Origin of the sequence: Arthrobacter roseus, assembly GCF_016907875.1 — a bacterium.
Taxonomy (GTDB): Bacteria; Actinomycetota; Actinomycetes; order Actinomycetales; family Micrococcaceae; genus Arthrobacter_J; species Arthrobacter_J roseus.
This window is the reverse complement of sequence record NZ_JAFBCU010000001.1, coordinates 1761440-1784063: the sequence shown is the minus strand read 5'-3', so window position 1 is coordinate 1784063 and position 22624 is coordinate 1761440. Positions and strand designations below refer to the sequence as shown.

Below are 22624 nucleotides of genomic sequence, written 5' to 3'. Positions count from 1 at the left end.
CTGAGGTCAAGAACCAGATCTAGGTGACGGACCGGTAGACGTTCAGGGTGGCTTCAGCGATTGAAGCCCAGGAGAAACTTTCCTCCGCCCGGACTCTACCGGCCCGCCCCTGAGCAGCAGCCTTGTTCGGATCAGCAAGGGCCTGGTTCAGTGCTGACGCAAAGTCGATCACAAATTGCTCTGGGTTGACGGGGGTGCCAGTCCCGTCCTCCGCCTGGTCCAGTGACACCAACGAGCCGGTGACGCCATCGACCACGACCTCGGGAATCCCTCCCGTGGCACTGGCGACAACTGCCGTGCCGCAAGCCATTGCTTCAAGATTCACGATTCCCAGAGGTTCATAAACCGAGGGACAAGCGAAAACCGTTCCCTGACTGAGCACCTGAATCAGTTCATGGCGCGGCAGCATCTTCTCGATCACCACAACGCCCGTCCTGCTCCGCTGCAGCTCCTCGATCAAGTGGCCCGTCTCAGCCGCTAGCGCTGGCGTGTCCGCCGCCCCCAGACAGAGCACCAGCTGAACTTCCGGCGGCAGCGACGCGGCCGCACGCAGCAGATACGGGACACCCTTCTGTCGCGTATTGCGGCCCACAAAAACAACAGAGAGCCGGTCCGGATCGATGCCCAACCCGGGCAGCGCCCTCAGATCCGTAGCGGGCTTCCACTGTTCGACGTCCACGCCATTGTGCACCACCTGAATTGTGCCAGGATCGATCTCCGGATAGCAGCGGAGAATATCTGCTCGCATTCCAGCCGATACCGCTATGACTGCGGCCGCCGAGTTGTAAGCTGAGCGCTCGATCCACGAGGAGAGTGCATATCCTCCACCCAGTTGTTCGGCCTTCCATGGTCTCAACGGCTCAAGGCTGTGTGCGCTGACCACGTGTGGGATCCCGTGGAGCAGTGACGCCAGATGACCTGCATGGTTTGCGTACCAGGTATGCGAATGCACGACGTCAGCACCGCCGATGGACTCGAGCATTCTCAGGTCCGTTCCCATAGTGCGTACCGCCGCGTTGGCAGTCTCCAAGCCAGCAGGGGCCTCATAGGTCAGCACCTGGGCGCCGTGGAAATCGGTAGGACGAACGCTACCGAAGCAGTGGACGCGCAAGTCAACGCTGGAGGCCAGGACCCGGCTGAGTTCGGCAACGTGAACACCGGCTCCGCCGTAGATCTCTGGCGGAAATTCTTTGGACACGATATCTATTCGCACAACCCCAACGTAGTGCAGAATCGCACCTGTCATCTAGTGTGAAGGCACGGGCTCCCCCGGGGAGCCGTCGCAATAGATGTTCAGGAGGGACACCATGACAGCGAAGAAAGTTCTAGCCGTCGTCCTGGCTGGCGGTGAGGGCAAACGGCTCATGCCGCTGACCGCGGATCGGGCCAAGCCTGCCGTACCGTTCGCTGGCAGCTACCGACTGGTTGATTTTGCGCTGTCGAACCTCGTGAATTCGGGCTATCTGCAGATAGTGGTCCTCACCCAGTACAAGTCCCACAGCCTGGACCGGCATGTTTCGGAGACCTGGCGGATGTCCACGCAATTGCAGAACTACGTCGCCTCGGTTCCGGCCCAGCAGCGGATGGGAAAGAGCTGGTACCAGGGCAGCGCCGATGCCATCTACCAGTCGCTGAACCTGATCTACGACGCCCGCCCCGACATCGTCGTCGTGATTGGCGCGGACCACGTCTATCGCATGGACTTTCAGCAGATGGTCGAAAAGCACATCGCCACCGGCGCGGCAGCAAGCGTTGCCGCCGTCCGACAACCGCTGGCGTTGGCAGACCAATTCGGCGTCATCGAGGTTGACCCAGCTGAGAGGTCAAGAATATCCCGATTTGTCGAGAAACCTGCGTCGACCCCAGGGCTGCTGGAAGCTCCGGCATCGTTTCTTGCGTCCATGGGCAACTACGTCTTCACAGCTGATGCGCTGGTCCACGCTTTACGGCAAGATGCCGAGCGGCTGGACTCGAAACACGACATGGGCGCGGACATCGTGCCCTGGTTTGTGGATCGGGGCGAGGCAGCCGTCTATGACTTCACAAATAACGCCATTCCCGGCTCGACCGATGATGACCACCAATACTGGCGCGATGTAGGAACACTTGATTCCTACTACGACGCGCACATGGACCTGATTTCGCCCCTGCCTGCCTTTAATCTCTACAACCTCGAATGGCCCATCTACACCAGGCAGAGTGTCTCTCCCCCAGCAAAGTTCGTTCGAGGCGGTCAGGGAAAAGCTGGCTACGCCCACGACTCGATCGTGGCTAACGGTTCGCTGATCTCAGGAGGTGCGGTCATAGGATCCGTCCTGGCGACAGACGTACAGATCCGCGAAAACGCCGAGGTGACCGGTTCAGTACTCATGGACGACGTCACCGTTGGTGCAGGAGCCACGATCCGCCGGAGCATCATCGACAAGAACGTCCACATCCCAGACGGCGAGCGAGTCGGCGTCGATCTGGAGGCGGATCGTGCCCGTGGTTTTACTGTGACCGATTCAGGGCTCACCATCTTGCGCAAGGGGCAACTCTTCGGGTAGGCCATGGCAAGGTAAGGTCTTAACCGCCATGACTGAACAGAAACCGTCCCCTGAGGACCTTGAAACCTGTCTACGCGTATTGTCGGAGATCCACCGGTTAGACGAGGATCACCCGGACTTCGTGACGGTGCGCCAAGCCACATCGAAGATGTTCAAGTCGGTGAAGAAGTATCGGCGGTCGGAGAAACGCCACGAGATCTCCGCGCACGACCGAAGTGTGATTGCTTTAACCGCGACGGCGGCTCCTGATCGTATAGACGACGAAACCTTGGGCAACAAGCTATCTCCCGCAGCCACGGGAGATACTGCAGGTACGTTGCTCCGGTCACGCCCGTGCTACATCTGTAAGCAGCACTACACGCGGGTGGACTCGTTTTACCATCAGCTGTGCCCTGACTGCGCGGCTATGAGCCACACCAAGCGCAATGCCACCACTGATTTGACGGGCCGGCGGGCTCTGCTCACCGGTGGCCGGGCCAAGATCGGCATGTATATTGCGCTGAGGCTCCTGCGGGACGGCGCTCACACCACGATCACTACCCGGTTCCCGAAGGATGCCGCGCGTCGTTTTGCGTCGATGGAGGACAGCGGCGAGTGGCTCTCGCGCCTGCGTATCGTCGGTATTGACCTGCGCGACCCATCTCAGGTGATGGCCCTGACTGATTCGATCAAGGCAGCAGGTCCCCTGGACATCATTATCAACAACGCTGCCCAGACTGTGAGACGATCCGCCGGCGCCTACCGGCCGTTGGCCGAGGCCGAAGATACTCCTCTCGATGACGCACTGGCACCTGGTAATGGCGGGCCGGAACTGGTGACGTTCGGCCGCGCCCATGATCGACACCCGTTGGCGATCGCCACATCGGTAGGAGAACATCCGGTGCTTGCCGCCGACGCAATCACCTCACTTGCACTCTCCACGGGTTCGGCAACGCCGGAACGCATGGCCGCTGGCACCGCCGTCGACGCCGGCGGGCTGGTACCGGACACGGGACACCTCAACAGTTGGACCCAGGTGGTAGAACAGGTCGATCCGCTCGAAATGCTCGAAGTTCAGTTATGCAATGTGACGGCACCATTCCTGCTCGTCAGCCGGCTCCGGCCCGCCATGGCGAAGTCGCGGTTCCACCGCAAATACATTGTCAATGTTTCTGCCATGGAGGGTCAGTTCTCACGCGCCTACAAGGGCCCGGGACACCCTCACACCAACATGGCCAAGGCTGCGCTGAATATGATGACGCGCACGAGCGCAGGTGAAATGCTCGAGTCCGACGGCATCCTGATGACCGCCGTCGATACAGGATGGATCACTGACGAGCGTCCTCACGAGACCAAGTCGCGCTTGGCCGAGGAAGGGTTCCATGCGCCCTTGGATCTGGTCGACGGTGCCGCGCGCGTCTACGATCCGGTGGTCGAGGGCGAGAGAGGCAATGACCTGTTCGGTTGCTTCCTCAAAGACTACAAGCCGTCTCCATGGTGAGTGGATCCCGATTCCGGCTTTCCGTGTTGCCAGGTATTGCCGCTGCCGGTGTGGCAGTCGCGGTGGCGTTCGGGATTCATTGGCTGGTGCCCTCCGTGCCCGCCATGACGGCCGCCGTCGTGCTGGGAATCCTCTGCGCAAACATCCCAAGAGCCTCGAATGCGGTCTCTGGTGTCCTTAAACTAGGGTTGGGCGTCGCAGCCAAAAAGTTCATGCGCGCCGGAATCGTGCTCCTGGGCCTCAAAGTCAGTCTCATGGACATCGCCGGGCTGGGCTGGGTTTCTGTGCTGGCAATAGTCGTCCTCGTTGCAGCATCTTTCGGCGGGACGTACGCGATCTGCCGTGCTCTCAGGCTGCCCGGTGATCAGCCGATCCTGATCAGCACAGGATTTTCCATTTGCGGGGCCTCTGCCATCGGGGCTATGGCCGCGGTGCGCAATAGCCGTGAGCAGGACACAGTCGTTCCGATTGCGCTGGTGACGCTGTGCGGAACGCTAGCCATCGCACTCTTACCGTTCCTGGGAGCGCTCGCCAACCTCCCGGCCACCGTTTTCGGGTACTGGGTGGGGGCCTCGGTCCATGACGTTGGTCAGGTAGTCGCCACCGCGCAGACAGCCGGAACCGCAGCCCTGACAGCCGCCGTCGTGATCAAACTGGCGCGAGTGCTGACTCTGGCTCCTATTACAGCGCTGGCTGGCATTCAGCAGCGGCGGTCTCCCCAGAGACCCGGCGAAGAGACTGCCCGGCCGCCGCTGGTGCCCCTATTCATCCTTGGATTCATCGCTCTGGTATTGGTACGTACTTTCGTTGATTTGCCGGCCGGAATTACAGAGACTGCCGGCGTGGCTCAGGACATCTTTCTGGCCGCCGCACTCTTTGCCTTGGGCGCCGGCATACACATTCGGCAGCTGCTGACATCTGGACGGGCATTCGCCGCAGCGATGCTTTCATGGGCCCTCATCGGAGCCGGTGGACTCGGCGTCGCCTTCCTCATCTCAGGCTAGCCACGGCGGGTTAGCCGCCGGCAGACACATGGTTGAATGGCTTGGTGACTAATGAGAATCTCAGCCGCAGCGAGGCGGCACAACGTTCAGCAATTATCCGGGTCGACTCCTATGATGTATCGGTGGATCTTCGCGATGCCGCCACTACGGATGTCCCCGGGTTCACCTCCCAGAGCATCATCGATTTCAGCTGCAGCGAGCCCGGAGCATCCACGTTCCTCGATTTCATCTCCGGCGGGGTACACAGTGTCAGCCTCAACGGAGCGCAACTCGCCGTTGCTGACGTGGTGGATGGCGCCCGTATACATCTACCGGGTTTGGAGCGAGAGAATCAGGTCACCGTTATCGGCACCGCGCTTTACAGCCGCAGTGGTGAGGGAATGCACCGTTTTGTGGATCCTGCCGATGGACAGACCTACCTATACACACAGTATGAACCGGCGGATTCGCGCCGGGTGTTCGCCAATTTTGAGCAGCCGGACCTTAAAGCTTCGTTCACTTTCCATGTGACCGCTCCAGTGGAATGGAAGGTTGGTACCAACGGGGCCGAGGTTGCACGCACCGGCCTTGAGTCCGCGTCAGGTTTCGCGCGGTGGGATTTCGCTCCGACACAACGCATTTCGACTTACATCACCACGATCCTCGCCGGTCCATACCATTTCGCGTCTTCGCACTGGAGCCGGACCTTCGACGACGGCGAGACCCTTGAGGTTCCGTTGGGTGCATACTGCCGCGCTTCGCTCGCCGAACATTTTGATGCCGACGCCATTTTCGACGTCACCCGTCGTGGACTGGATTATTTTCACGACGTTTTCGATTACCCCTATCCATTTGGCAAATACGATCAGGCTTTCGTTCCCGAATATAACCTCGGCGCCATGGAGAACCCCGGCCTCGTCACGTTCACGGAAGCCTACATTTACCGTTCAAGGGCTACAACTGCCCAGTACGAGGCACGTGCCAACACCACGATGCACGAGATGGCCCACATGTGGTTCGGCGATCTCGTCACGATGTTCTGGTGGGATGATCTGTGGCTCAAAGAGTCCTTCGCCGACTTCATGGGAACTCTCGCGGTGGCTGAGGCAACCGACTGGGATACCTCTTGGGTAACGTTCGCCAACCAGCGCAAGGCATGGGCCTACGTCCAGGACCAGCTACCCACCACGCACCCAATAGTTGCTGACATCCCGGACCTGGAGGCAGCAAAACAGAACTTCGATGGCATCACGTATGCCAAGGGAGCCTCTGTTTTGAAGCAGTTGGTTGCCTACGTGGGCTTCGATGCGTTCAAGGACGCTGCGCGTCAATATTTCCGGGATCACGAGTATGGTAATACTTCCCTCTCAGACCTGCTCGCAGCGCTGAGCAAGGCCTCCGGACGGGATATGAGCGATTGGTCCAGACAATGGCTGCAAACAGCCGGGGTGCCGGTTCTCGGCGCGGAAGTGGAAACGGACGACGACGGCCTTTACCAAGAAGTCACCATCATTCAGGAGTCCGTTGACCCCATAACAGGCCAGGATTCACCGCGGCCACACCGTTTGCGTGTGGGACTCTATGACCTCGGCACCGACGGCATCCTCGCTCGGCGTGCCTCGCATGAGCTGGATGTGACCGGGCATAAGACGGTTGTCGATGTCCTGACGGGACAACCCACGGCCGCGCTCCTTCTGGTCAACGACGATGATCTGACCTACGCCAAGATCCGGTTCGACCCAGAGAGCTTGAAGACGCTACTGGAATCACTTGAGCGCATCCCGGATCCCCTGGCTCGCGCCGTCTGCCTCTCAGCGTTGTGGAACAGCGTTCGCGACGGCATTCTATCTGCCGCCGATTATATCCGTGCCGTGCTTCGCATTGCTCCGGCTGAATCCGGAGTCGGGGTTCTGCAGGTACTGCTGACCAACACCAGGACAGCATTGTCGCAGTTCGTTCCTGAGGCCGACCGTGAGTCCTTGACGGAGGAACTCTATGACAGCACAGTGGCGCAGCTACAAGGCTCCCTTGCGGGAAGTGACCTCCAGCTCGCCTGGGCACGATCCGCGGCAAGGCTTGGACGCCGCAGCGACCGGCACAATGAACTCTTGGCTGGCCTACTGGATGGCAGCCGCAGCGTCGATGGGCTCACAATAGACGCGGAACTGCGCTGGCTGATCCTCCAGGCACTGGCTGCCACAGGAAATGCCAGCCAGGAACAACTGGAAGATGAGCTGCGGAGCGACAACACCGCATCAGGCAAAACAGGCTACTGTTTGGCATCAGCGGCTCGTCCTCGTCCTGACGTCAAGGAACGTGCCTGGGCAGAGGCAGTCCAAGGAAGTTCACTCTCCAACGAGCACCTCAGTGCCACTATCGAGGGCTTCATGGAAGGGTCCCACGAACTACTGGATCCGTTCCTTGATGATTACTTCGCCTGCTTGGAGCAGGCGTGGTCGGCCATGAGCATCGAACTTGCCAGCCGTGTAGTCCGCGGCCTCTACCCCGGCGTACAGAATGCGATGGCCGGAGAGAACCCCGCCAAGCACCCCGTCATTATCCGGACGGATACGTGGCTTTCAACGAATGCGGATGCTCCTCGTGCCCTGCGCCGGATCATTCTGGAACAGCGGGACCAGCTGCTGCGCAGTCTGCGTGCCCAGCATGCCGCCATTGAGGCAGGAGCTATGGCACGCGGTTGAGCCACGCCAGCGTGCCGAACTTGGTCTCAATCCGGGATTCGGCTTCGGCAAGCTCTTCCGGGCTGATGCCGGTAACTTTCGCGCCGTACCGGGAAGCGAATGTGGACACCATGGTGTCCAGGATCGTTTCCCGGCTCAGCCCGGTTTGGCGCCGAAGGGGATCCACACGCTTCTTGGCGCTGGATATCCCCTTGCCGGATAGCTTTTCCTTGCCGATCCGCAGCACATCGGTCATCTTGTCCGCGTTGATGTCGTAGGACATGGTGACGTGATGAAGCATCCCGCCGTTACCGAAGCGCTTCTGGGCTGCTCCGCCGATCTTTCCCTGGTCCGTGGCGATGTCATTGAGTGGCTGGTACCAAGCCTTGATGCCCAACGCCTCCAGCGCTTCCATGACCCAGGCATCGAGGAACGGATAAGAGTCCTCGAAACTCAGCCCGTCCACCAGGCTCTGCGGCAGGTAGAGGGAGTACGTGATCGCATTACCGTGCTCCATGAACATTGCCCCACCCCCTGTGACGCGCCGGACAACAGTGACTGAATGCCTTTGAGCACCCTCTGGATCCACTTCGTTCTGCAGCGACTGAAACCCGCCGATTACGACGGACGGTGATTCCCATTCCCAGAACCGCAGGGTGGGCTTACGTGAGCCGTTGCCAACTGCTTCTGCCAGTACCTCATCAAGAGCAACGTGCATATGGGTGGAAAGCGGAGTCGGGGGAATGATTTCCCATTCGTGGTCTGTCCACGTCGTGGCTCTGGCCAGCGCCCGGCGAACCGCAGTGGCAACCGCTTCGGGCGAAAAACCGAACATGACAACATCGGCGTCGAGGCCAGAGCGAACGGCACCTGCCATAGCACTGTGACTCGACTCATCGGGCAGCCCCTCAAGTGCACTGTTGATGCTCGCCAGTGCCTCGTCCGGCTGCAGAAAAAAATCACCGCTGATGGAAACGTCTGCGAGCCATCCGTTCCGGACAGCGAGGTCGGCCACGACGAGCTTGCCACCGGGTACCTTGTATTCGCCGTGGCCTGGTATGCGGTCTTCAACCATTGGGTCCCACCTTGTCTTCCGTTGTCTTCACCCTTAAACACGAATGGTCCGCCCGGTGTTCCCGGACGGACCATTCGCCATGATTTTTGCGACTCACTATGCAGCCGACACGCGTTACTACTTCTTGCCGAAGCCCTTGAAACGCTGGTTGAAGCGCTCGACACGTCCAGCCGAGTCCATGATGCGCTGCTTGCCCGTGTAGAACGGGTGCGATTCGGAGGAGATTTCCACATCGATGATGGGGTAGGTGTTGCCATCTTCCCATTCGATGGTCTTGTCCGAGGAAACAGTGGAGCGCGTCAAGAACTTGACGTCAGAAGCCAGGTCGTTGAAAACGACGGGCTGGTATTTCGGGTGAATATCAGTCTGCACGGTAATACCTTCTGTAATCGTCTGGATTTTGCCAGACACAAATGGCGAAAAATTGCTTGAGGTCAGTTTGACCAGCTCCTCACTATATCGCACCCGAGGACCCAATGAGCAATTCGATCTACGGGATCGATGTCAATCCTGGAAGTTCATCGCCCCACCCAGAGTAGATGACGGACGTCGAAGCCGGGATGGACTGTGCTGTGCCGATGATATCAAGGCGGATCGGCCGGCAGAGGGGGTCGAGAACCAAGTCAACGGATACCGTGTCGACGCCCTGAATGGCTTAGATACCAAAGCCTGTCAGGCGCACAACAGCGCCTTCTGTATCAGCGGTCTCCGGTGCGTAATTTACGTTTAAAGACTTTGCCCCCGCCAAGAGCAACTTCAGGGTCGTCGGGTTCAGGAGGTGTTCCGCAGCTTGCACAACGATCGCTGCGGACGTCTCGTCAGGACCGCCCTCGGGGTCGACGTCGACCGTTCCGTTTCGTCCGGACAGCCGCCCGCCATCGTTGCCAATGTACAGATCCGTACCCGCCTCGCTGGTCACCCGCGCTGCAAAAGTAGCTCCCGTGCGCACCTGAGCGTGGTGTTCGCCTCCGGGTAAACTCGTACCACTCGTCTCAATCTCCGCAGTGTAGGACCCTCCGGACTGCATGGATTGTGCAATGCACTCCCCCACGACCTCTGGTGGAACAGGGCTACCAGTTCTGCTGAGCAAGGGCCCGCATGCCTGCTGTACCTCCACGCTCATATCCGCCTGAACGGCGGTCAGCGTGAAGCTCGGTGAGGGAGCCTAGGTTGAAGACACCTTCGTCTCGGACCGTGCCATCGATGGGTCCGCGTTTGGTGTACCCATCACCACGGCAGGACGGTGAGTCTGCACCGCAGAAGCGCTGGCCGAAGCGCGCTCCTCCAACTGACTCTCCAATGGCCCGCAACCAGTCATGGACAGACCTAACATGGCCGCACAGACAACTACCAGTCCAGCCCTCACGGCCGGGCCGCGTCCACCAGAAGGCTGGTTGTACCCCACCCCATGATTGTGCCACTGCGACGGTGCAGAGATAACCCGACGCACCCAGATTGCTCAGGCCTGAGCGGGCCGACATTCCCACAGTGCTAGCGCGCCCGCGGTCGCAACATTCAAAGAGTCGACCCCGTTGTGCATGGGGATGCGCACGGCCACATCCGCTGCCGAAACGCTTTCTGCTTTCAGCCCCGGCCCTTCAGTGCCGAGGATGAGTGCCAGCCGGGAAATGTCCCGGGCACCGAATGCGTCAATGTCCAGCGCGTCGGGCGTCAGGGTAAGGGCGACTGTCAGAAACCCGTGCGCTTTCAATTTCTGGAGTTGGTCCGGCCACGACGTCAATCGTGCCCACGGGACTTGGAACACGGCGCCCATACTAACCCGGACTGCTCGCCGGTAAAGGGGGTCAGCACACTCAGGACTGATCAATACAGCATCGGCCTGCAGCGCCGCCGCCGACCGGAAAACCATACCGATGTTCGTATGGTCAACAATGTCCTCAAGAATGACCACCCGGCGTGCGCCGTCAAGCAAGCTCTCCAGGCTGCGAGGTGCTGGACGGTGCATTGCCGCCAGCGCACCTCGGTGCAGATGGAATCCGGTGATGGACTCAAGCGTCGCGTCGTCGCCGATAAACGTGGGAACATCCGGATGTGCCTCGATGATGTCCGCGAGGTCCTTGACCCATTTACCGGTCATAAAGAATGACCTCGGGAGGTGCCCGGCTTCCAGGGCACGGCGCAGCACCGTTGAGCTTTCCGCGATGTACAGCCCTTCAGATGGCTCCCGCAACTGTCGCAAACGAGTGTCCGTCAATGACCTGTAATCAGACACCCGCGGGTCTTCGGGCCCGTCAATATTTACTATGCTCATAGTCTTGGCGCAACCATGACCCACAGGGCCAGGCAGCCCAGCACCACGATTGCACTGCGTAGCACCACGGGTTTCAACCGCCGTCCCACGGCCGCTCCCACCACGCCACCGATCAAGGAGCTGACGGCGATCAGCGCAACCACCACCCACTCGATACGGTCGAAGGCGAACAGCATGTAGGAAATCGACGCAATGACGTTTACCGCCAGAACAAGGATGTTCTTGATGGCGTTCGCCTGCTGCATGGTTCCCTGAAGGAACACTCCGAGAATTCCCACCAGCAATATCCCTTGGGCTGCAACAAAGTAACCGCCGTAAACTCCTGCGAGGTACACAAGAACCAGCAGCAGAGCCGGGTGGGCTTCATGAGCTGCTGAAGCCGTAGCTCGTCGGCGGACCCACTGCTGCAGCTTGGGCTGGAAAATGACGAAACTCAAGGCCAGAACGATCAGGAACGGCGCCACGTTACCAAAAACTTCTTCCGGCAGATTCAGCAGAAGAGCTGCGCCAGTGACACCGCCGACCAAGGATGCTGGAAGCAGCGTCATGAGCGTCCGACGCAGTCCCTGCAGCTCTCGACGGTAGCCCCAGGCACCGGAGACGTTCCCGGCGATGAGGCCCATGGCATTGCTGATGGTTGCGGTGACCGGTGCGTAACCAAGCGCAACCAGGATGGGGAAGGTCACCAGAGTCCCGGAGCCCACAATCGTATTGATCGTTCCGGCCCATAGACCCCCCAGAAGTATCAGGGCAGCGTGGAGCATTTCCATGAAACGGTCCTAGCGGGCGATTGCGCTGTAGCGGCCATCGGTGTGGTTGACCAAGAGCGGTAGTCCGAAAGCAGCAGACAGGTTCTCTTCGGTAAGCACTTCATCGACGGGGCCGCTGGCGACAACCGCACCGTCATTGAGCAGCAGTGCGTGAGTGAAACCTGGGGGGACCTCTTCCAGATGATGCGTTACCAGCACCATGGCCGGAGATTCCTCGTCCCGCGCCAGCTCGGAGAGTCGTTTCACCAAATACTCCCGTCCAGCGAGATCCAGCCCCGCTGCTGGTTCGTCCAGCATGAGCAACTCCGGGTCAGTCATGAGCGCCCGCGCAATCTGTACGCGCTTGCGTTCGCCCTCACTGAGCGAGCCAAACGTCCTATTCATGAGCGTGGACACGCCCCAGTGATCCAACAGCGCAAAAGCCCGACGTTCATCGAGCTTCTCATAGTGCTCACGCCACCTTCCGGTGACACCGTAGGAAGCAGTCACCACGGCGTCGAGCACGGTCTCTCCAGCAGGGATCTGGGCAGCCAGTGCAGCAGAAGCAAGTCCAATCCTGGGGCGCAGTTCAAAGACATCGACGGCGCCGAGTACCTCGCCGAGAATTCCCGCGACACCGCTCGTGGGATGGAGCCGTCCGGCGGCCAACTGGAGGAGCGTGGTTTTTCCCGCTCCGTTGGGCCCCATGACGACCCAGCGCTCGCCCTCGCTGATCTTCCAGTCGACGCTGTTGAGCAGCGTCTTTCGGCCACGGACCACACTGACCCCGGCAAACTCAAGAACATCATTCATAGCACTAGACACTAGGCTAAAAAAGGACTGGTTGGCGATTCGTCGAATGCCGAAGCCGCGACCAACGCCATGCACCCTGCCACTCGATACACGATGGAGCCTTTATGAACAATCCGGCCGCAGCCGACTTCGCGGTGATCTGCTACGGACCGCAGATCGAAGCCAACCACTTGTCGTCCATCCAATGCACCGTGGAAAAACTCGGTGCCAGCCTCATGCAGACAACCAGCGGCGGCGGGGATGCGTACGTAACCGAGCGAATGCTTTTCCGCGCAGCGCAGCCGAACCTGTTCGACATACGCAGGGCAGTCAATACTGCCCTCGCGGCGAGGACTGTGGCCGCACCCCAGGTCGGAGCCGCGGTCGTTCCACCGGCACTGTTGGAGCACACTCGCAAACTATTGGTCATGGACGTGGACTCAACGCTGATCAAGCAGGAAGTCATCGAGCTCCTGGCCGTGTATGCGGGTCGGGAAGCCGAAGTGGCAGCGATCACGGACGCCGCCATGCGTGGCGAACTGGACTTCAGGCAGAGTCTGCACCAGCGAGTCGCCGCACTAGCAGGTCTGCCTGAGTCCGTATTCGAAACCGTAGCCAAGCATATTGAGCTCAGCGACGGGGCTGAAGTGCTCATAAACGCATTTCTCACCGCCGGGCACGCTGTCGCCGTCGTCTCCGGAGGCTTCACCCAGATACTGGAGCCGCTGGTCAAACGGCTCCGACTGACCTATTCCCGTGCCAACGTGCTGGGCGTCTCTGGGGGAAAGCTGACTGGCACCGTGGAGGGCATTGTGGTGGACCGTGCCGTCAAGGAGCGACTCCTGCGGTCTTGGGCCGCAGAAATAGGAGTCGCTATGGAGCACACCATCGCCATCGGCGACGGGGCAAATGACCTCGATATGCTGGCCGCCGCCGGGCTTGGCGTTGCTTTCAACGCCAAGCCAGTGGTCCGGGCTGCAGCCACATGCACCATCGACGTCCCGCAGCTGGATATCGTGCGGCACTTCGTCGAGCTCTAACAGGTCCGGACTTCGCGTCTATTGCAGGAAAGTCCCCGCCCCGCCCACATATTCAGTGTGTCCGCTGGGTACATCAGCGCTCACCGTGGCCACGATTTCAGCCGCAAACTCCTGCACTGAGTACAACCGGCCGGCTTCAGCACGGCGGGCCTCGATAGCGCCCGGGTTTGCCCGATCAAGCAGAGTTGCCGTCACAGTGCCTTCAATCATGTCTCCGGAGACGACCACGAGCGAAATCCCCTTCTGTTCGAGCTCAGGGACAAGCTCACGAAGCGCGTCTTCGCCTGCGCGCTTGCTGCGAGCGACAGCTTCATACTCCGGCATCGTTTCAACAGTATTGATGAAGTGGGCTTGATGACTGGTGACAAAGACAACCCGTGAACCCGCGGGCATCACCTCTGCGGCAGTCTTCAGCAAGTCCACCTGCGCGTCACGGTTGAGACGGAGTGCGTAGCCCTCTCCCATGGCCGCTTCCATCCCCCCCGAGGCGTTCAGCACCAGCACATCGAGACCGCCGAAAGCCTCCTTAGCTGCACTCACCAAAGCCTCCGCACCGGTCGCGTCGGTCAGATCCGCACCGACGGCCACCGCACGACCGCCGGCAGCTTCGATGGTCGAAACCACTTTGTTGGCTCGTGGCGCCTTCTGACGATAATTGATGACGACTGCGGCGCCTTCGGCCGCTAGCAGGTGTGCCACATCGGCACCGATCCCACGCGATGATCCCGTGACGATCGCAGTCTTTCCTTCAAGCTGTCCCATGGAGTCTCCCTTCAGGTACTAAATAAGTGGTCAGTGTCCCATGCCAAGTCCGCCATCGACCGGGATGACGGCACCGGAGATATAGCCGGCCTCATCTCCGGCCAACCAGCGGACAACTGCTGCGACTTCCTCCGGTTCGGCGAACCGACGGGCGGGAATAGAATCTAGGTATTTGGCCTGAGTGGCCTCGGGCAACGCAGTTGTCATGTCTGTTTTGACGAATCCTGGCGCTACGACGTTGGCGGTGATGTTTCGGGAGCCCAGTTCTCGGGTCAGCGAACGCGCCATCCCCACCAGTCCCGCTTTGGACGCAGCGTAGTTGATCTGACCCGGCGCACCGTAGAGCCCGGATACAGAGGAGATAAAAATCACTCGGCCACGACGGAGGCGGATCATGCCTTTCGACGCCCGTTGAACAACTCGGAAAGCGCCGGTGAGGTTAGTATCGACGACGTCGGAGAAGTCACTTTCACTCATCCGCAGGAGCAGGGTATCGCGGGTTATGCCAGCATTGGCAACTACCACTTCTACGGGCCCGTGCGCAGCTTCCACCTCTGAGAAGGCGGCGTCCACCGACGCAGAATCCGTGACATCAGCCCGAACACCCATCAGCCCGGACGGCACCTCACCACTACGGTACGTGATGGCGACCTTGTCGCCATTTGCCTCAAAGGCACGCGCGATCGCCAGACCGATTCCGCGATTTCCACCTGTCACAAGGATGCTTCGTCCGCCTTGATCGTCTTCTGTGTTCACTGTCTCTCCAAAATCGGGTTCGAATACGGCCTTGATCCTACCGAGGCGTGTGCCGACTTTAACAACGACGTCCTTGGTGAGAGAATTAGAAGGTCCCTTTGGAGTGTGATGAGCAGCTACCGCGATAATGGCAATGACCTTCCGGCGATCACCAATGTGCAAGAACCCCATGACGTCGACATGCGCAGGCGTATGATCAAGTATTCCGTGTCCATGGGCATACGCATCGTGTGCATCCTGTTGGTGTTCGTCGTCACCGGTTGGCTGCAGTGGGTCTTCATCGCTGGGGCGGTCCTCTTGCCATATTTTGCGGTGGTGCTTGCTAACGTCGGATCGGACAGCGAGCGTATACCGCCAAGCACGTTCTTACTGGACAGGCCACCCCAACGTGAGCTCGGTGGCCGCCCTCATCACCCCGACGACGACGCCGGTGACCGGACGACTGCCCACGAACCCTACGCCGGGTCCACAACACTCCCCGGTGAAATCGTCCCAGACGAGGAGAGCACGAAACCATGGACCTCCTGAACCAACTGGCAACCCGCTCGGGGCAGGACACACCAGCAGAACCGATTTGTTCACGGAAGGCCTGCGGCGACAAGGCAGCCTGGCAACTTCTCTGGAATAACCCGAAAATACACACGCCGGACCGGCGCAAGATCTGGCTCGCCTGCGGCGGGCACCGCAACTGGTTGGAGGACTACCTCAATTCCCGGGGGCTCTGGAAAGAGACCGTCCCGATGCACGGAAAGGACAGCGACACGTGAGGTATGGATTCCTCTTCTCCGGCCGCTGGATTGGATGGCTCGTACTGACCGTAGCCTTTGCGGCTGCGTGCTCTGCCCTTGGCTCGTGGCAGATGGACCGTCGGGATCTAGCTGTGGCGACGGTCGACAGAGTCGCCGCAAACTACAGCCAGACACCTGTTCCGTTCGCCGACGTCGGCGGAGTGTTTGAAGACTTCAAACCGTCCACGGAATGGACACCCGTCTCCATGGAAGGAACTTACGCGACGGAGGATACCCGTGTCGTGCGCAACCGGCCATTCAGCGGCCGACCAGGGTATGAGGTTCTCGTTCCGCTGCATCTGGAGAGCGGAGCAACGGTCATCATCAACCGCGGTTGGTTGCCCATCGGAAACAACAACGCCGGCCATCCCGATACTGTGCCGCCTCCGCCGCAGGGCGAGGTCTCCGTCATCGCAAGGATCAAGCCGGCCGAACCGGATGTGCGGGCGGGAGCACCACAAGGCCAACTGGCTTCGATCAACCTAAACGCGTATCAGCAGCAACTCAACTATCCGATATTCACGGGCAGCTACGGGCTTCTCGGAAGCGAGGATCCCTCCTCTGCAACGGCTCCGCGCGCGCTGCCGAAACCCGATATAGACACTGGGCCGCACCTCTCCTATTCTCTGCAATGGTTCGCCTTCGGGCTGTTGGGCTTCGTCGGTCTGGGGTACGCGGCACGTCAACAGGCGCTATCCAACGCGGCCGCAAAAGAACTTGGGCAGGACCAAGACGGCATGCATCAGGCGTGGAAACACACGGCCCCAAAACCGTCGCGGAAATCGTCACGTCCCACGGCGGAAGAGGAAGAAGACGCTCTACTCGATGCGCAGGGCTACCAATAGCCCACTCGCTTCCATCCACCCGGGATCGACCGGATCAGGCCAGTGTCACCAGATCGAGGTAGTCCTCGTTCCAGAGGTCCTCCACGCCATCGGGCAGTAGGACAACACGCTCCGGATTCAGTGCCTCGACAGCACCTTCGTCGTGACTGACCATAACCACTGCCCCGCTGTAGTTCTGTAAAGCTCCCAGAATTTCAGCGCGGCTGGCTGGGTCGAGGTTGTTGGTGGGTTCGTCCAGCAATAGGACGTTGGCTGAAGAAGCCACGATGGTGGCCAGCGCCAGACGTGTTTTTTCGCCACCGGAGAGAACCCCGGCAGGCTTGTTCACGTCGTCACCGGAAAAGAGGAACGATCCCAAGATGCCGCGCACTTCGGCGTCTTGCATATCCGGGGCGGAAGAACGCATGTTCTCTAAGACCGTACGGCCAGTATCTAGTGTTTCGTGTTCCTGAGCGTAGTAACCCACTTTGAGCCCGTGGCCAGGGATCACTTTTCCTGTGTCGGGTGAATCCACTCCTGCCAGCATTCGCAGAAGTGTGGTTTTCCCAGCGCCGTTCAGTCCGAGGATAACTACGCGGGACCCGCGGTCGATGGCGAGATCCACGTCGGTGAAGATCTCCAGCGATCCATAGGACTTGCTGAGCCCCTCAGCGGTCATAGGGGTTCGGCCACAGGATGAAGGCTCTGGGAACCTCAGTGCCGCCACACGGTCCTGAGCGCGTACTTCGTCCAGACCCGCAAGAAGTCGTTCGGCACGACGGGCCATGTTCTGTGCAGCAACAGCCTTGGTCGCTTTGGCCTTCATCTTGTTGGCCTGGTCCATCAGGACGCCGGCCTTCTTTTCAGCGTTGGCTCGTTCACGACGGCGTGCACGCTCATCCGTCTCACGCTGAAGCTGGTATCGCTTCCATCCCATATTGTAAATGTCGATGGTGGCTCTGTTCGCGTCGAGGTAAAAAACCTTGTTGACGGTGGCCTCGATCAGATCGACGTCGTGGCTTATGACGATGAGCCCGCCGTGATGATTCTTCAGGAAGTCGCGCAGCCAGGTGATGGAATCAGCATCCAGGTGGTTGGTGGGCTCGTCCAGAAGCATGGTGTCCGCCCCAGAATAAAGAATTCGAGCCAGTTCGACACGACGTCGCTGACCGCCCGAGAGCGTCTTCAGCGACTGGTCGAGAATTCGTTCGGGCAGGGCGAGGTTGGATGAAATGGCGGCCGCTTCTGCTTCAGCAGCATACCCACCCCCGGCGATGAATTCCGCCTCTAACCTATCGTACCGGGACATGGCTTTGTCGCGGATCATGGTGTCTTCGCTTGCCATGTCGTCCTGAGCCGTCTTGAGTTTGCCGACGATGACGTCAAGGTTGCGGGCCGAGAGAATCCGGTCTCTGGCTAGCTGGTCCATGTTTGGGGTTCGGGGATCCTGCGGCAAGTAGCCGATTTCCCCGTTACGGGTAACGTGGCCGCCGGCAGGTAGCGACTCCCCCGCCAGTACCCGTGTCAGCGTGGTTTTCCCAGCGCCGTTTCGACCTACCAGTCCGATCTTGTCGCCCTTGTCCACCCGAAATGACACACCGCCCATAAGGAGTCTGGCGCCGGCACGGAGTTCAAGTTCCGAAACATTGATCACGCGAAGAAGCCCTTCCGATCCGTAAGTTTTGCAATTTAGTAGGAATCCTACAAAAGATGATTAATTTATGGCCACTACTGTCTCACTTAGCGACTTCCAACTTGTAGATAACCCACTGGAGACATCAATGCCAAAGACGCCCGAAGCTGAAACCCGCCCCGCTGCCAAGAGGCCCATCATTCAACATCCGGCAAGCACATCTTCCGGCTGGAACGCCACAGATCTGGCTCTCATTGGAGTGTTCGCTGCCCTTATTACGGCCTCTATCATTGTGCCACCTATTCCTGCAGGCGTTGCACTGGGAGTACCAATCACTTTGCAAACGCTGGTCATAACGCTCAGCGGACTGGTACTCGGAGGTGGCCGTGCAGCAGCAGCAACCGGTCTCTATGTGCTCCTCGGACTAGTGGGGCTACCCATATTCAGCGGCTTCCGGGCAGGGGTTGGGGTATTGGCAGGAGGCTCCGCCGGGTACATCCTCGCATTCGCCGTCTTCGCGGCGGTTGTGGGCTGGCTTGCGCAGATCGTAGTACGAAAAACAGGCCGGGCCGACGGCCTCTGGTTCATGGGATGCGCCCTGGTAGGCCTGGTGGTGAGCCACGTCAGTGGCATAATCGGCATGATGATCAACGGGCGGCTCTCTCTGGAGGCGGCAGTCCTCGCGGATCTAATCTTCGTTCCGGGCGATGTGATCAAATGCATCATCGCCGTCGTTATTGCTATCAGCATCCACCGTGCCTTTCCTGACATTCTGCTCCGGAGACGCAAGTAGATGGCGGGGATAGTTTTCAACGCCGCGTCGGTGGAATTGGACACACCGGGCCGGGGTGTTCACACCATTCTTCACACGACGGATCTCGAGCTCGATGCGCGTCGGACCGCTGTCATCGGCGCCAATGGATCTGGGAAATCAACCCTACTGCGCCTTATCAACGGTCTGTTGCTGCCCACCTCTGGTTCGGTTATGGTCCATGGCCTGGACACTAGGCAGCACGGGCGCAGGATCCGCAGTCGGGTGGGGTTCGTCTTCACGGACCCCATCTCTCAGCTGGTCATGCCGACACCACTGGAAGATGTGGAGTTGTCGCTGCGGAAGCATCACCCAAAAGCACACGCACGCAGGCTAGCCGCCATGGAAGTCCTCGATACCTACGGCTTGGCGCATCTAGCCGACAACAGCGTCTATGACCTCTCCGGCGGAGAACGGCAGTTGGTCGCACTAGCTTCAGTGCTCGCCGTCAACCCGGATATTATTGTCCTGGATGAACCAAGCACCCTGCTGGACCTGCGGAACACACAGCTCCTGCGGAGTACTCTGCTGGGTCTTGGGCAACAACTCGTCATGGCAACCCACGACCTAGATCTCGCGGCGTGCTTTGACCGGGTGCTGGTTGTCCACGACGGCGCAGTGATCTTCGACGGCGAACCGGCCGCGGCAGTCAGTTTCTACCGTTCCCTCTGTGCCGATAATCAGCATTGGGCCGAGCCAATAAAGTGGGGCAACTAGTGCGCGCACATTCTCATCTGATGGGGAATTACGTTCCCGGCTCCTCACCCGTACACAAGACGCCCCTGTGGATCAAAGCAACGCTGCTGCTCGCCGTCGGCGTCCTGACGCTGCTCCTTCAGGGGCCCATTGCTCGTTCTGTGCTCTTGGTCGCTACATTGGCTGTGCATCTTGTGGCTGGGCTCCCGGTGAAACGCTTATGGTCATCCATTCGCATCATGTGGTTCTTCCTGGTCATCATCATCAGCTATCAGACCTGGGTCAACGGTTTGGACGTAGCATGGTCGCTCGTAGCTGGCATTCTCGTCTGTGTTTACGCGGCTAATATCCTCACGTCCACCACCGAGATTCAGGTTCTTCTTGACGGTGTAGTCAAGGCTGCTAGCCCCTTTCAGCGGTTCGGTGCCAACCCGGAAAAGTTCGCTCTCACGATATCGATCATGCTCCGCAGCATTCCGTTCATCGTCGGCGCATTCGAGAACGTTCGCAACGCGGCCATGGCACGCGGGCTAGAGCGGAACCCGCGGGCGCGTGTACTACCGGTTGTGATCACCACTGTTGCTTACGCGCGACAGACTGGCAACGCCTTGGCCGCCCGCGGGATAGGCGACGGGTGAGGACCGTTTTGCCGCCTAACGGAGGCGGGCACGGAAGACGGCCGCGGTGCCGAGTCCTCCAGCAGCGCTGACAGCGGCTAGGCCCCTGGCATCGTCAACGGCATCGTCAGCGAGCTGACGGAACAGATTGCCGACCAGCGCCGCCCCCGATGCACCTTAGGGATGCCCTATGGCCAGAGCCCCTCCGTCGCGGTTCAACCGGGCCGATGGAATGCCCATGATGTCAGCCGACGCTAGTACCTGTGCGGCGAATGCCTCGTTGAATTCGATGACGGCGCAGTCATGGGGCTCAAAGTCCAGCTGTGTGCCCAGCGTTCGCGCGGCTACTCCGCCGGCGATTCCCGCCACCGCCGCGTCCACCCCTGTCGTCACCGCGCCGTCGAACTCAAGCCAGAAGGTGAACCCGAGTCTCTCTGCCCGTTGAGCGCTCATCAATACCGCTACCGCCGCACCATCTGCGTCTCGACATGAATTACCAGCCGTCACCGTCCCATCCGCCGCGAAGACAGGATCAAATCGAGACATGGTGAGCGGTCTCAGCCCACGCCGTGGCCCCTGGTCATCGAGGTCCATGGAATCGCCAACGGCGACCAGATCCTCACGCTTGAGGGAACTGTTTCGTAGTGCCAAAGCCCGGCGATGACTTTCCAGAGCAAATTCATCCTGGCGATGCCGAGTTATCCCAAACTGCTGCGCGACGTTCTCTGCGGCAACACCAAGGTCTGGATCCCCGGACTCAGGCGGCGCGAACTGGGGACGGTCGTAGAAGTCAGGTTTGCCGTCCTCAGTGGATGGCCTGCGCGCACGGAGCGGTCGCGTGCTGCAGCTTTCTACTCCCCCTGCGACGTAAACGCCATCGCCTCCCCCGGCTATCATTGTGGCCGCCAGTAGTATTGCGTCGAGACCGGATGAACACTGACGATCGATACTGAGTCCGGGAGTGCTGTTGGGGTAACCCGCCATCAGGAGTCCAAGTCTGGCAATGTTTCCACCGCCGACTGCAGCGTTGCCAATCACGACGTCGATTGGCTCGGTTTCAGGGATATCACACACAGCTTTGAGAACGAGGCTGAGAAGCTCCTCCGCAGGAAGCGACTTGTACCAGCCATTGACCAACCCGAACGGCGTTCGCTTGACGGCGACGATGACTGGCGTCGAGGAGTCACGGAAGGAATTCAAGTGTTTCTCCCTCTCCCATCACGGCATTCAGGACGCCGCTGCGGTCCAGTTTGCCCCCAGGAGAAGCGGAAGCCTGCTCATGACCATATAGCAGTCAGGAACGGCGCCAGGAACCAGCTTCAACCTCAACTGGTCCATCAGATCGTGTCGGCTTCGCCCGAGGGCTACATCAGCGGGCAGGACAGCGACCAACTGTGCTCCGCGCACGGCATGGGGTCGTCCCACTACACAAGATCCCGGGAGCCCAACGGCAGACAAAGCGGTTTCGACCTCTTCGGGATACACATTCAGCCCCGCCGAGAGGATCATGCCCGAGGAACGGCCCCGCAAGCGCAACCTCCCTAGCTGGTCCAGGGTGCCTTGATAGCCCACAGTGAACCAACCGTTGTCGTGCATCAATGGCACTTCACCGTCAAAGTATCCGCGGCAGACAGTATCGGTCTTCACCCAGACTGTGTCCGGCCCGTCAGCGCTCGAGCGGATTTGAACGTCCACACCGGGGAATGCGGTCCCCACCGAATCCTCTTCAAGGGACCCTCCAGGAGCTGTTTTCTTGACGGTCACGAGACTCAACTCGGAGGCACCATAATACTCGAACAACGTGCATGCCGGAGCAGCGACAAGAATCCGCTGTCGTTGTTCAGGCGCCACGCCTGCTCCTCCGCACACGACAGTCTCTATAGATTCCCAGCCCCAGGCGGCCCTTCTGGCCATGATATCGAGCAGGGACGGGGTTGAAGTCAAGTGTTCGATACGGGCCGAGTCAATGAACGTCGACGCTCTGGCTGCGTCCTCGACGTCCAGCCAATGGAAAGTAGCGCCCGTGTACAGACATTCCGCCAGCGCATAGAGGGACAGACTTGAGGCCAAGGAGCCACACGCCAGCGTCCGCTTCCCTGGCGTCAGCCCAAAGTAGCGC

The 22624-nt window shown here is 59.9% G+C and carries 23 protein-coding genes; 11 read left to right on the top strand and 12 right to left on the bottom strand.

All coding sequences use genetic code 11. The annotated features are described in order from the left end of the window. Positions 1-19: 19 nt before the first annotated feature. The gene (gene glgA, locus JOE65_RS08725; protein WP_205162824.1) at positions 20-1213 is read right to left on the bottom strand and encodes a glycogen synthase; all 1194 of its coding nucleotides are present in this window, start codon (positions 1211-1213) and stop codon (positions 20-22) included. A gap of 94 nt (positions 1214-1307) precedes the next feature. Between glgA and glgC the strand changes: the two genes are divergently transcribed. The 4 genes from glgC to pepN are packed head-to-tail and all read left to right on the top strand — an operon-like array spanning position 1308 to position 7711. Beyond that, positions 1308-2546, top strand: coding sequence for a glucose-1-phosphate adenylyltransferase (gene glgC, locus JOE65_RS08720; RefSeq protein WP_205162823.1), 1239 nt, complete (start codon positions 1308-1310; stop codon positions 2544-2546). Positions 2547-2574: 28 nt separating this feature from the next. Continuing rightward, positions 2575-4026, top strand: coding sequence for an SDR family oxidoreductase (locus tag JOE65_RS08715; RefSeq protein WP_205162822.1), 1452 nt, complete (start codon positions 2575-2577; stop codon positions 4024-4026). Further along, positions 4020-5030 carry a YeiH family protein gene (locus tag JOE65_RS08710; RefSeq protein ID WP_205162821.1) on the top strand — a complete coding sequence of 337 codons (1011 nt, stop codon included), beginning with the start codon at positions 4020-4022 and terminating at the stop codon, positions 5028-5030. Before JOE65_RS08715 ends, JOE65_RS08710 begins: the two co-directional genes overlap by 7 nt. Positions 5031-5074: 44 nt before the next feature. Beyond that, positions 5075-7711: an aminopeptidase N gene (pepN, locus tag JOE65_RS08705; protein WP_205162820.1), complete on the top strand. Its 2637-nt coding sequence runs from the start codon at positions 5075-5077 to the stop codon at positions 7709-7711. Here the strand turns inward: pepN and JOE65_RS08700 are convergent. From JOE65_RS08700 to JOE65_RS08675, 6 genes are all read right to left on the bottom strand, one after another. Beyond that, a complete protein-coding gene (locus tag JOE65_RS08700) occupies positions 7695-8765 on the bottom strand; it encodes a lipoate-protein ligase LplAB (RefSeq protein ID WP_205162819.1) in 1071 nt (356 codons plus the stop codon). The genes pepN and JOE65_RS08700 overlap by 17 nt on opposite strands. Positions 8766-8882: 117 nt before the next feature. Continuing rightward, positions 8883-9137, bottom strand: a complete 255-nt coding sequence (locus JOE65_RS08695) for a type B 50S ribosomal protein L31 (protein ID WP_205162818.1) — start codon at positions 9135-9137, stop codon at positions 8883-8885. A 283-nt stretch (positions 9138-9420) separates the two neighbouring features. Beyond that, positions 9421-9714: a hypothetical protein gene (locus tag JOE65_RS08690; protein WP_205162817.1), complete on the bottom strand. Its 294-nt coding sequence runs from the start codon at positions 9712-9714 to the stop codon at positions 9421-9423. A gap of 510 nt (positions 9715-10224) precedes the next feature. After that, complete coding sequence (locus JOE65_RS08685; protein WP_205162816.1) at positions 10225-11037, bottom strand: TrmH family RNA methyltransferase; 813 nt, start codon at positions 11035-11037, stop codon at positions 10225-10227. After that, positions 11034-11807, bottom strand: coding sequence for a sulfite exporter TauE/SafE family protein (locus JOE65_RS08680; RefSeq protein WP_205162815.1), 774 nt, complete (start codon positions 11805-11807; stop codon positions 11034-11036). The genes JOE65_RS08685 and JOE65_RS08680 overlap by 4 nt, the downstream gene beginning before the upstream one ends. 9 nt (positions 11808-11816) lie before the next feature. Further along, entirely contained in the window at positions 11817-12599 is a 783-nt protein-coding gene (locus JOE65_RS08675) for an ABC transporter ATP-binding protein (RefSeq protein WP_205162814.1), read from the bottom strand. Positions 12600-12703: 104 nt separating this feature from the next. Between JOE65_RS08675 and serB the strand changes: the two genes are divergently transcribed. Continuing rightward, complete coding sequence (serB, locus tag JOE65_RS08670; RefSeq protein ID WP_239536663.1) at positions 12704-13618, top strand: phosphoserine phosphatase SerB; 915 nt, start codon at positions 12704-12706, stop codon at positions 13616-13618. An 18-nt stretch (positions 13619-13636) separates the two neighbouring features. Here the strand turns inward: serB and JOE65_RS08665 are convergent, their stop codons facing one another. Together JOE65_RS08665 and JOE65_RS08660 are read right to left on the bottom strand one after the other, a co-directional pair. Next, positions 13637-14380, bottom strand: a complete 744-nt coding sequence (locus JOE65_RS08665) for an SDR family oxidoreductase (RefSeq protein ID WP_205162813.1) — start codon at positions 14378-14380, stop codon at positions 13637-13639. A gap of 30 nt (positions 14381-14410) precedes the next feature. Continuing rightward, the gene (locus JOE65_RS08660) at positions 14411-15136 is read right to left on the bottom strand and encodes a 3-oxoacyl-ACP reductase FabG (RefSeq protein WP_205162812.1); all 726 of its coding nucleotides are present in this window, start codon (positions 15134-15136) and stop codon (positions 14411-14413) included. 108 nt (positions 15137-15244) lie between these two features. On the opposite strand from JOE65_RS08660, the gene JOE65_RS08655 reads away from it, so the two are divergent. From JOE65_RS08655 to JOE65_RS08645, 3 genes are read left to right on the top strand one after another with little or no spacing between them, the layout of a single operon-like run. Further along, positions 15245-15664: a DUF3099 domain-containing protein gene (locus JOE65_RS08655; RefSeq protein WP_205162811.1), complete on the top strand. Its 420-nt coding sequence runs from the start codon at positions 15245-15247 to the stop codon at positions 15662-15664. Next, on the top strand, positions 15652-15903 hold the full coding sequence (locus JOE65_RS08650; RefSeq protein WP_205162810.1) for a hypothetical protein: 252 nt from the start codon (positions 15652-15654) through the stop codon (positions 15901-15903). The genes JOE65_RS08655 and JOE65_RS08650 overlap by 13 nt, the downstream gene beginning before the upstream one ends. Beyond that, positions 15900-16769, top strand: coding sequence for an SURF1 family cytochrome oxidase biogenesis protein (locus tag JOE65_RS08645; protein WP_338021592.1), 870 nt, complete (start codon positions 15900-15902; stop codon positions 16767-16769). Before JOE65_RS08650 ends, JOE65_RS08645 begins: the two co-directional genes overlap by 4 nt. Positions 16770-16803: 34 nt before the next feature. Here the strand turns inward: JOE65_RS08645 and JOE65_RS08640 are convergent, their stop codons facing one another. Beyond that, positions 16804-18402, bottom strand: coding sequence for an ATP-binding cassette domain-containing protein (locus tag JOE65_RS08640; protein ID WP_205162809.1), 1599 nt, complete (start codon positions 18400-18402; stop codon positions 16804-16806). Between the two features lie 127 nt (positions 18403-18529). Between JOE65_RS08640 and JOE65_RS08635 the strand changes: the two genes are divergently transcribed. Genes JOE65_RS08635 through JOE65_RS08625 form a run of 3 tightly spaced genes read left to right on the top strand, consistent with a single transcriptional unit; the run spans position 18530 to position 20526 of the window. Beyond that, positions 18530-19174, top strand: a complete 645-nt coding sequence (locus JOE65_RS08635; RefSeq protein WP_205162808.1) for a biotin transporter BioY — start codon at positions 18530-18532, stop codon at positions 19172-19174. Then, positions 19175-19909, top strand: coding sequence for an energy-coupling factor ABC transporter ATP-binding protein (locus JOE65_RS08630; RefSeq protein ID WP_205162807.1), 735 nt, complete (start codon positions 19175-19177; stop codon positions 19907-19909). Between the two features lie 20 nt (positions 19910-19929). Then, positions 19930-20526, top strand: coding sequence for an energy-coupling factor transporter transmembrane component T family protein (locus JOE65_RS08625; protein WP_239536662.1), 597 nt, complete (start codon positions 19930-19932; stop codon positions 20524-20526). A 156-nt stretch (positions 20527-20682) separates the two neighbouring features. Here the strand turns inward: JOE65_RS08625 and JOE65_RS08620 are convergent, their stop codons facing one another. Both JOE65_RS08620 and JOE65_RS08615 read right to left on the bottom strand, forming a co-directional pair. Next, positions 20683-21705: a thiolase family protein gene (locus JOE65_RS08620; RefSeq protein WP_338021591.1), complete on the bottom strand. Its 1023-nt coding sequence runs from the start codon at positions 21703-21705 to the stop codon at positions 20683-20685. 27 nt (positions 21706-21732) lie between these two features. After that, positions 21733-22611, bottom strand: coding sequence for an AMP-binding protein (locus tag JOE65_RS08615; protein ID WP_205164104.1), 879 nt, complete (start codon positions 22609-22611; stop codon positions 21733-21735). Between the last annotated feature and the right edge of the window lie 13 nt (positions 22612-22624).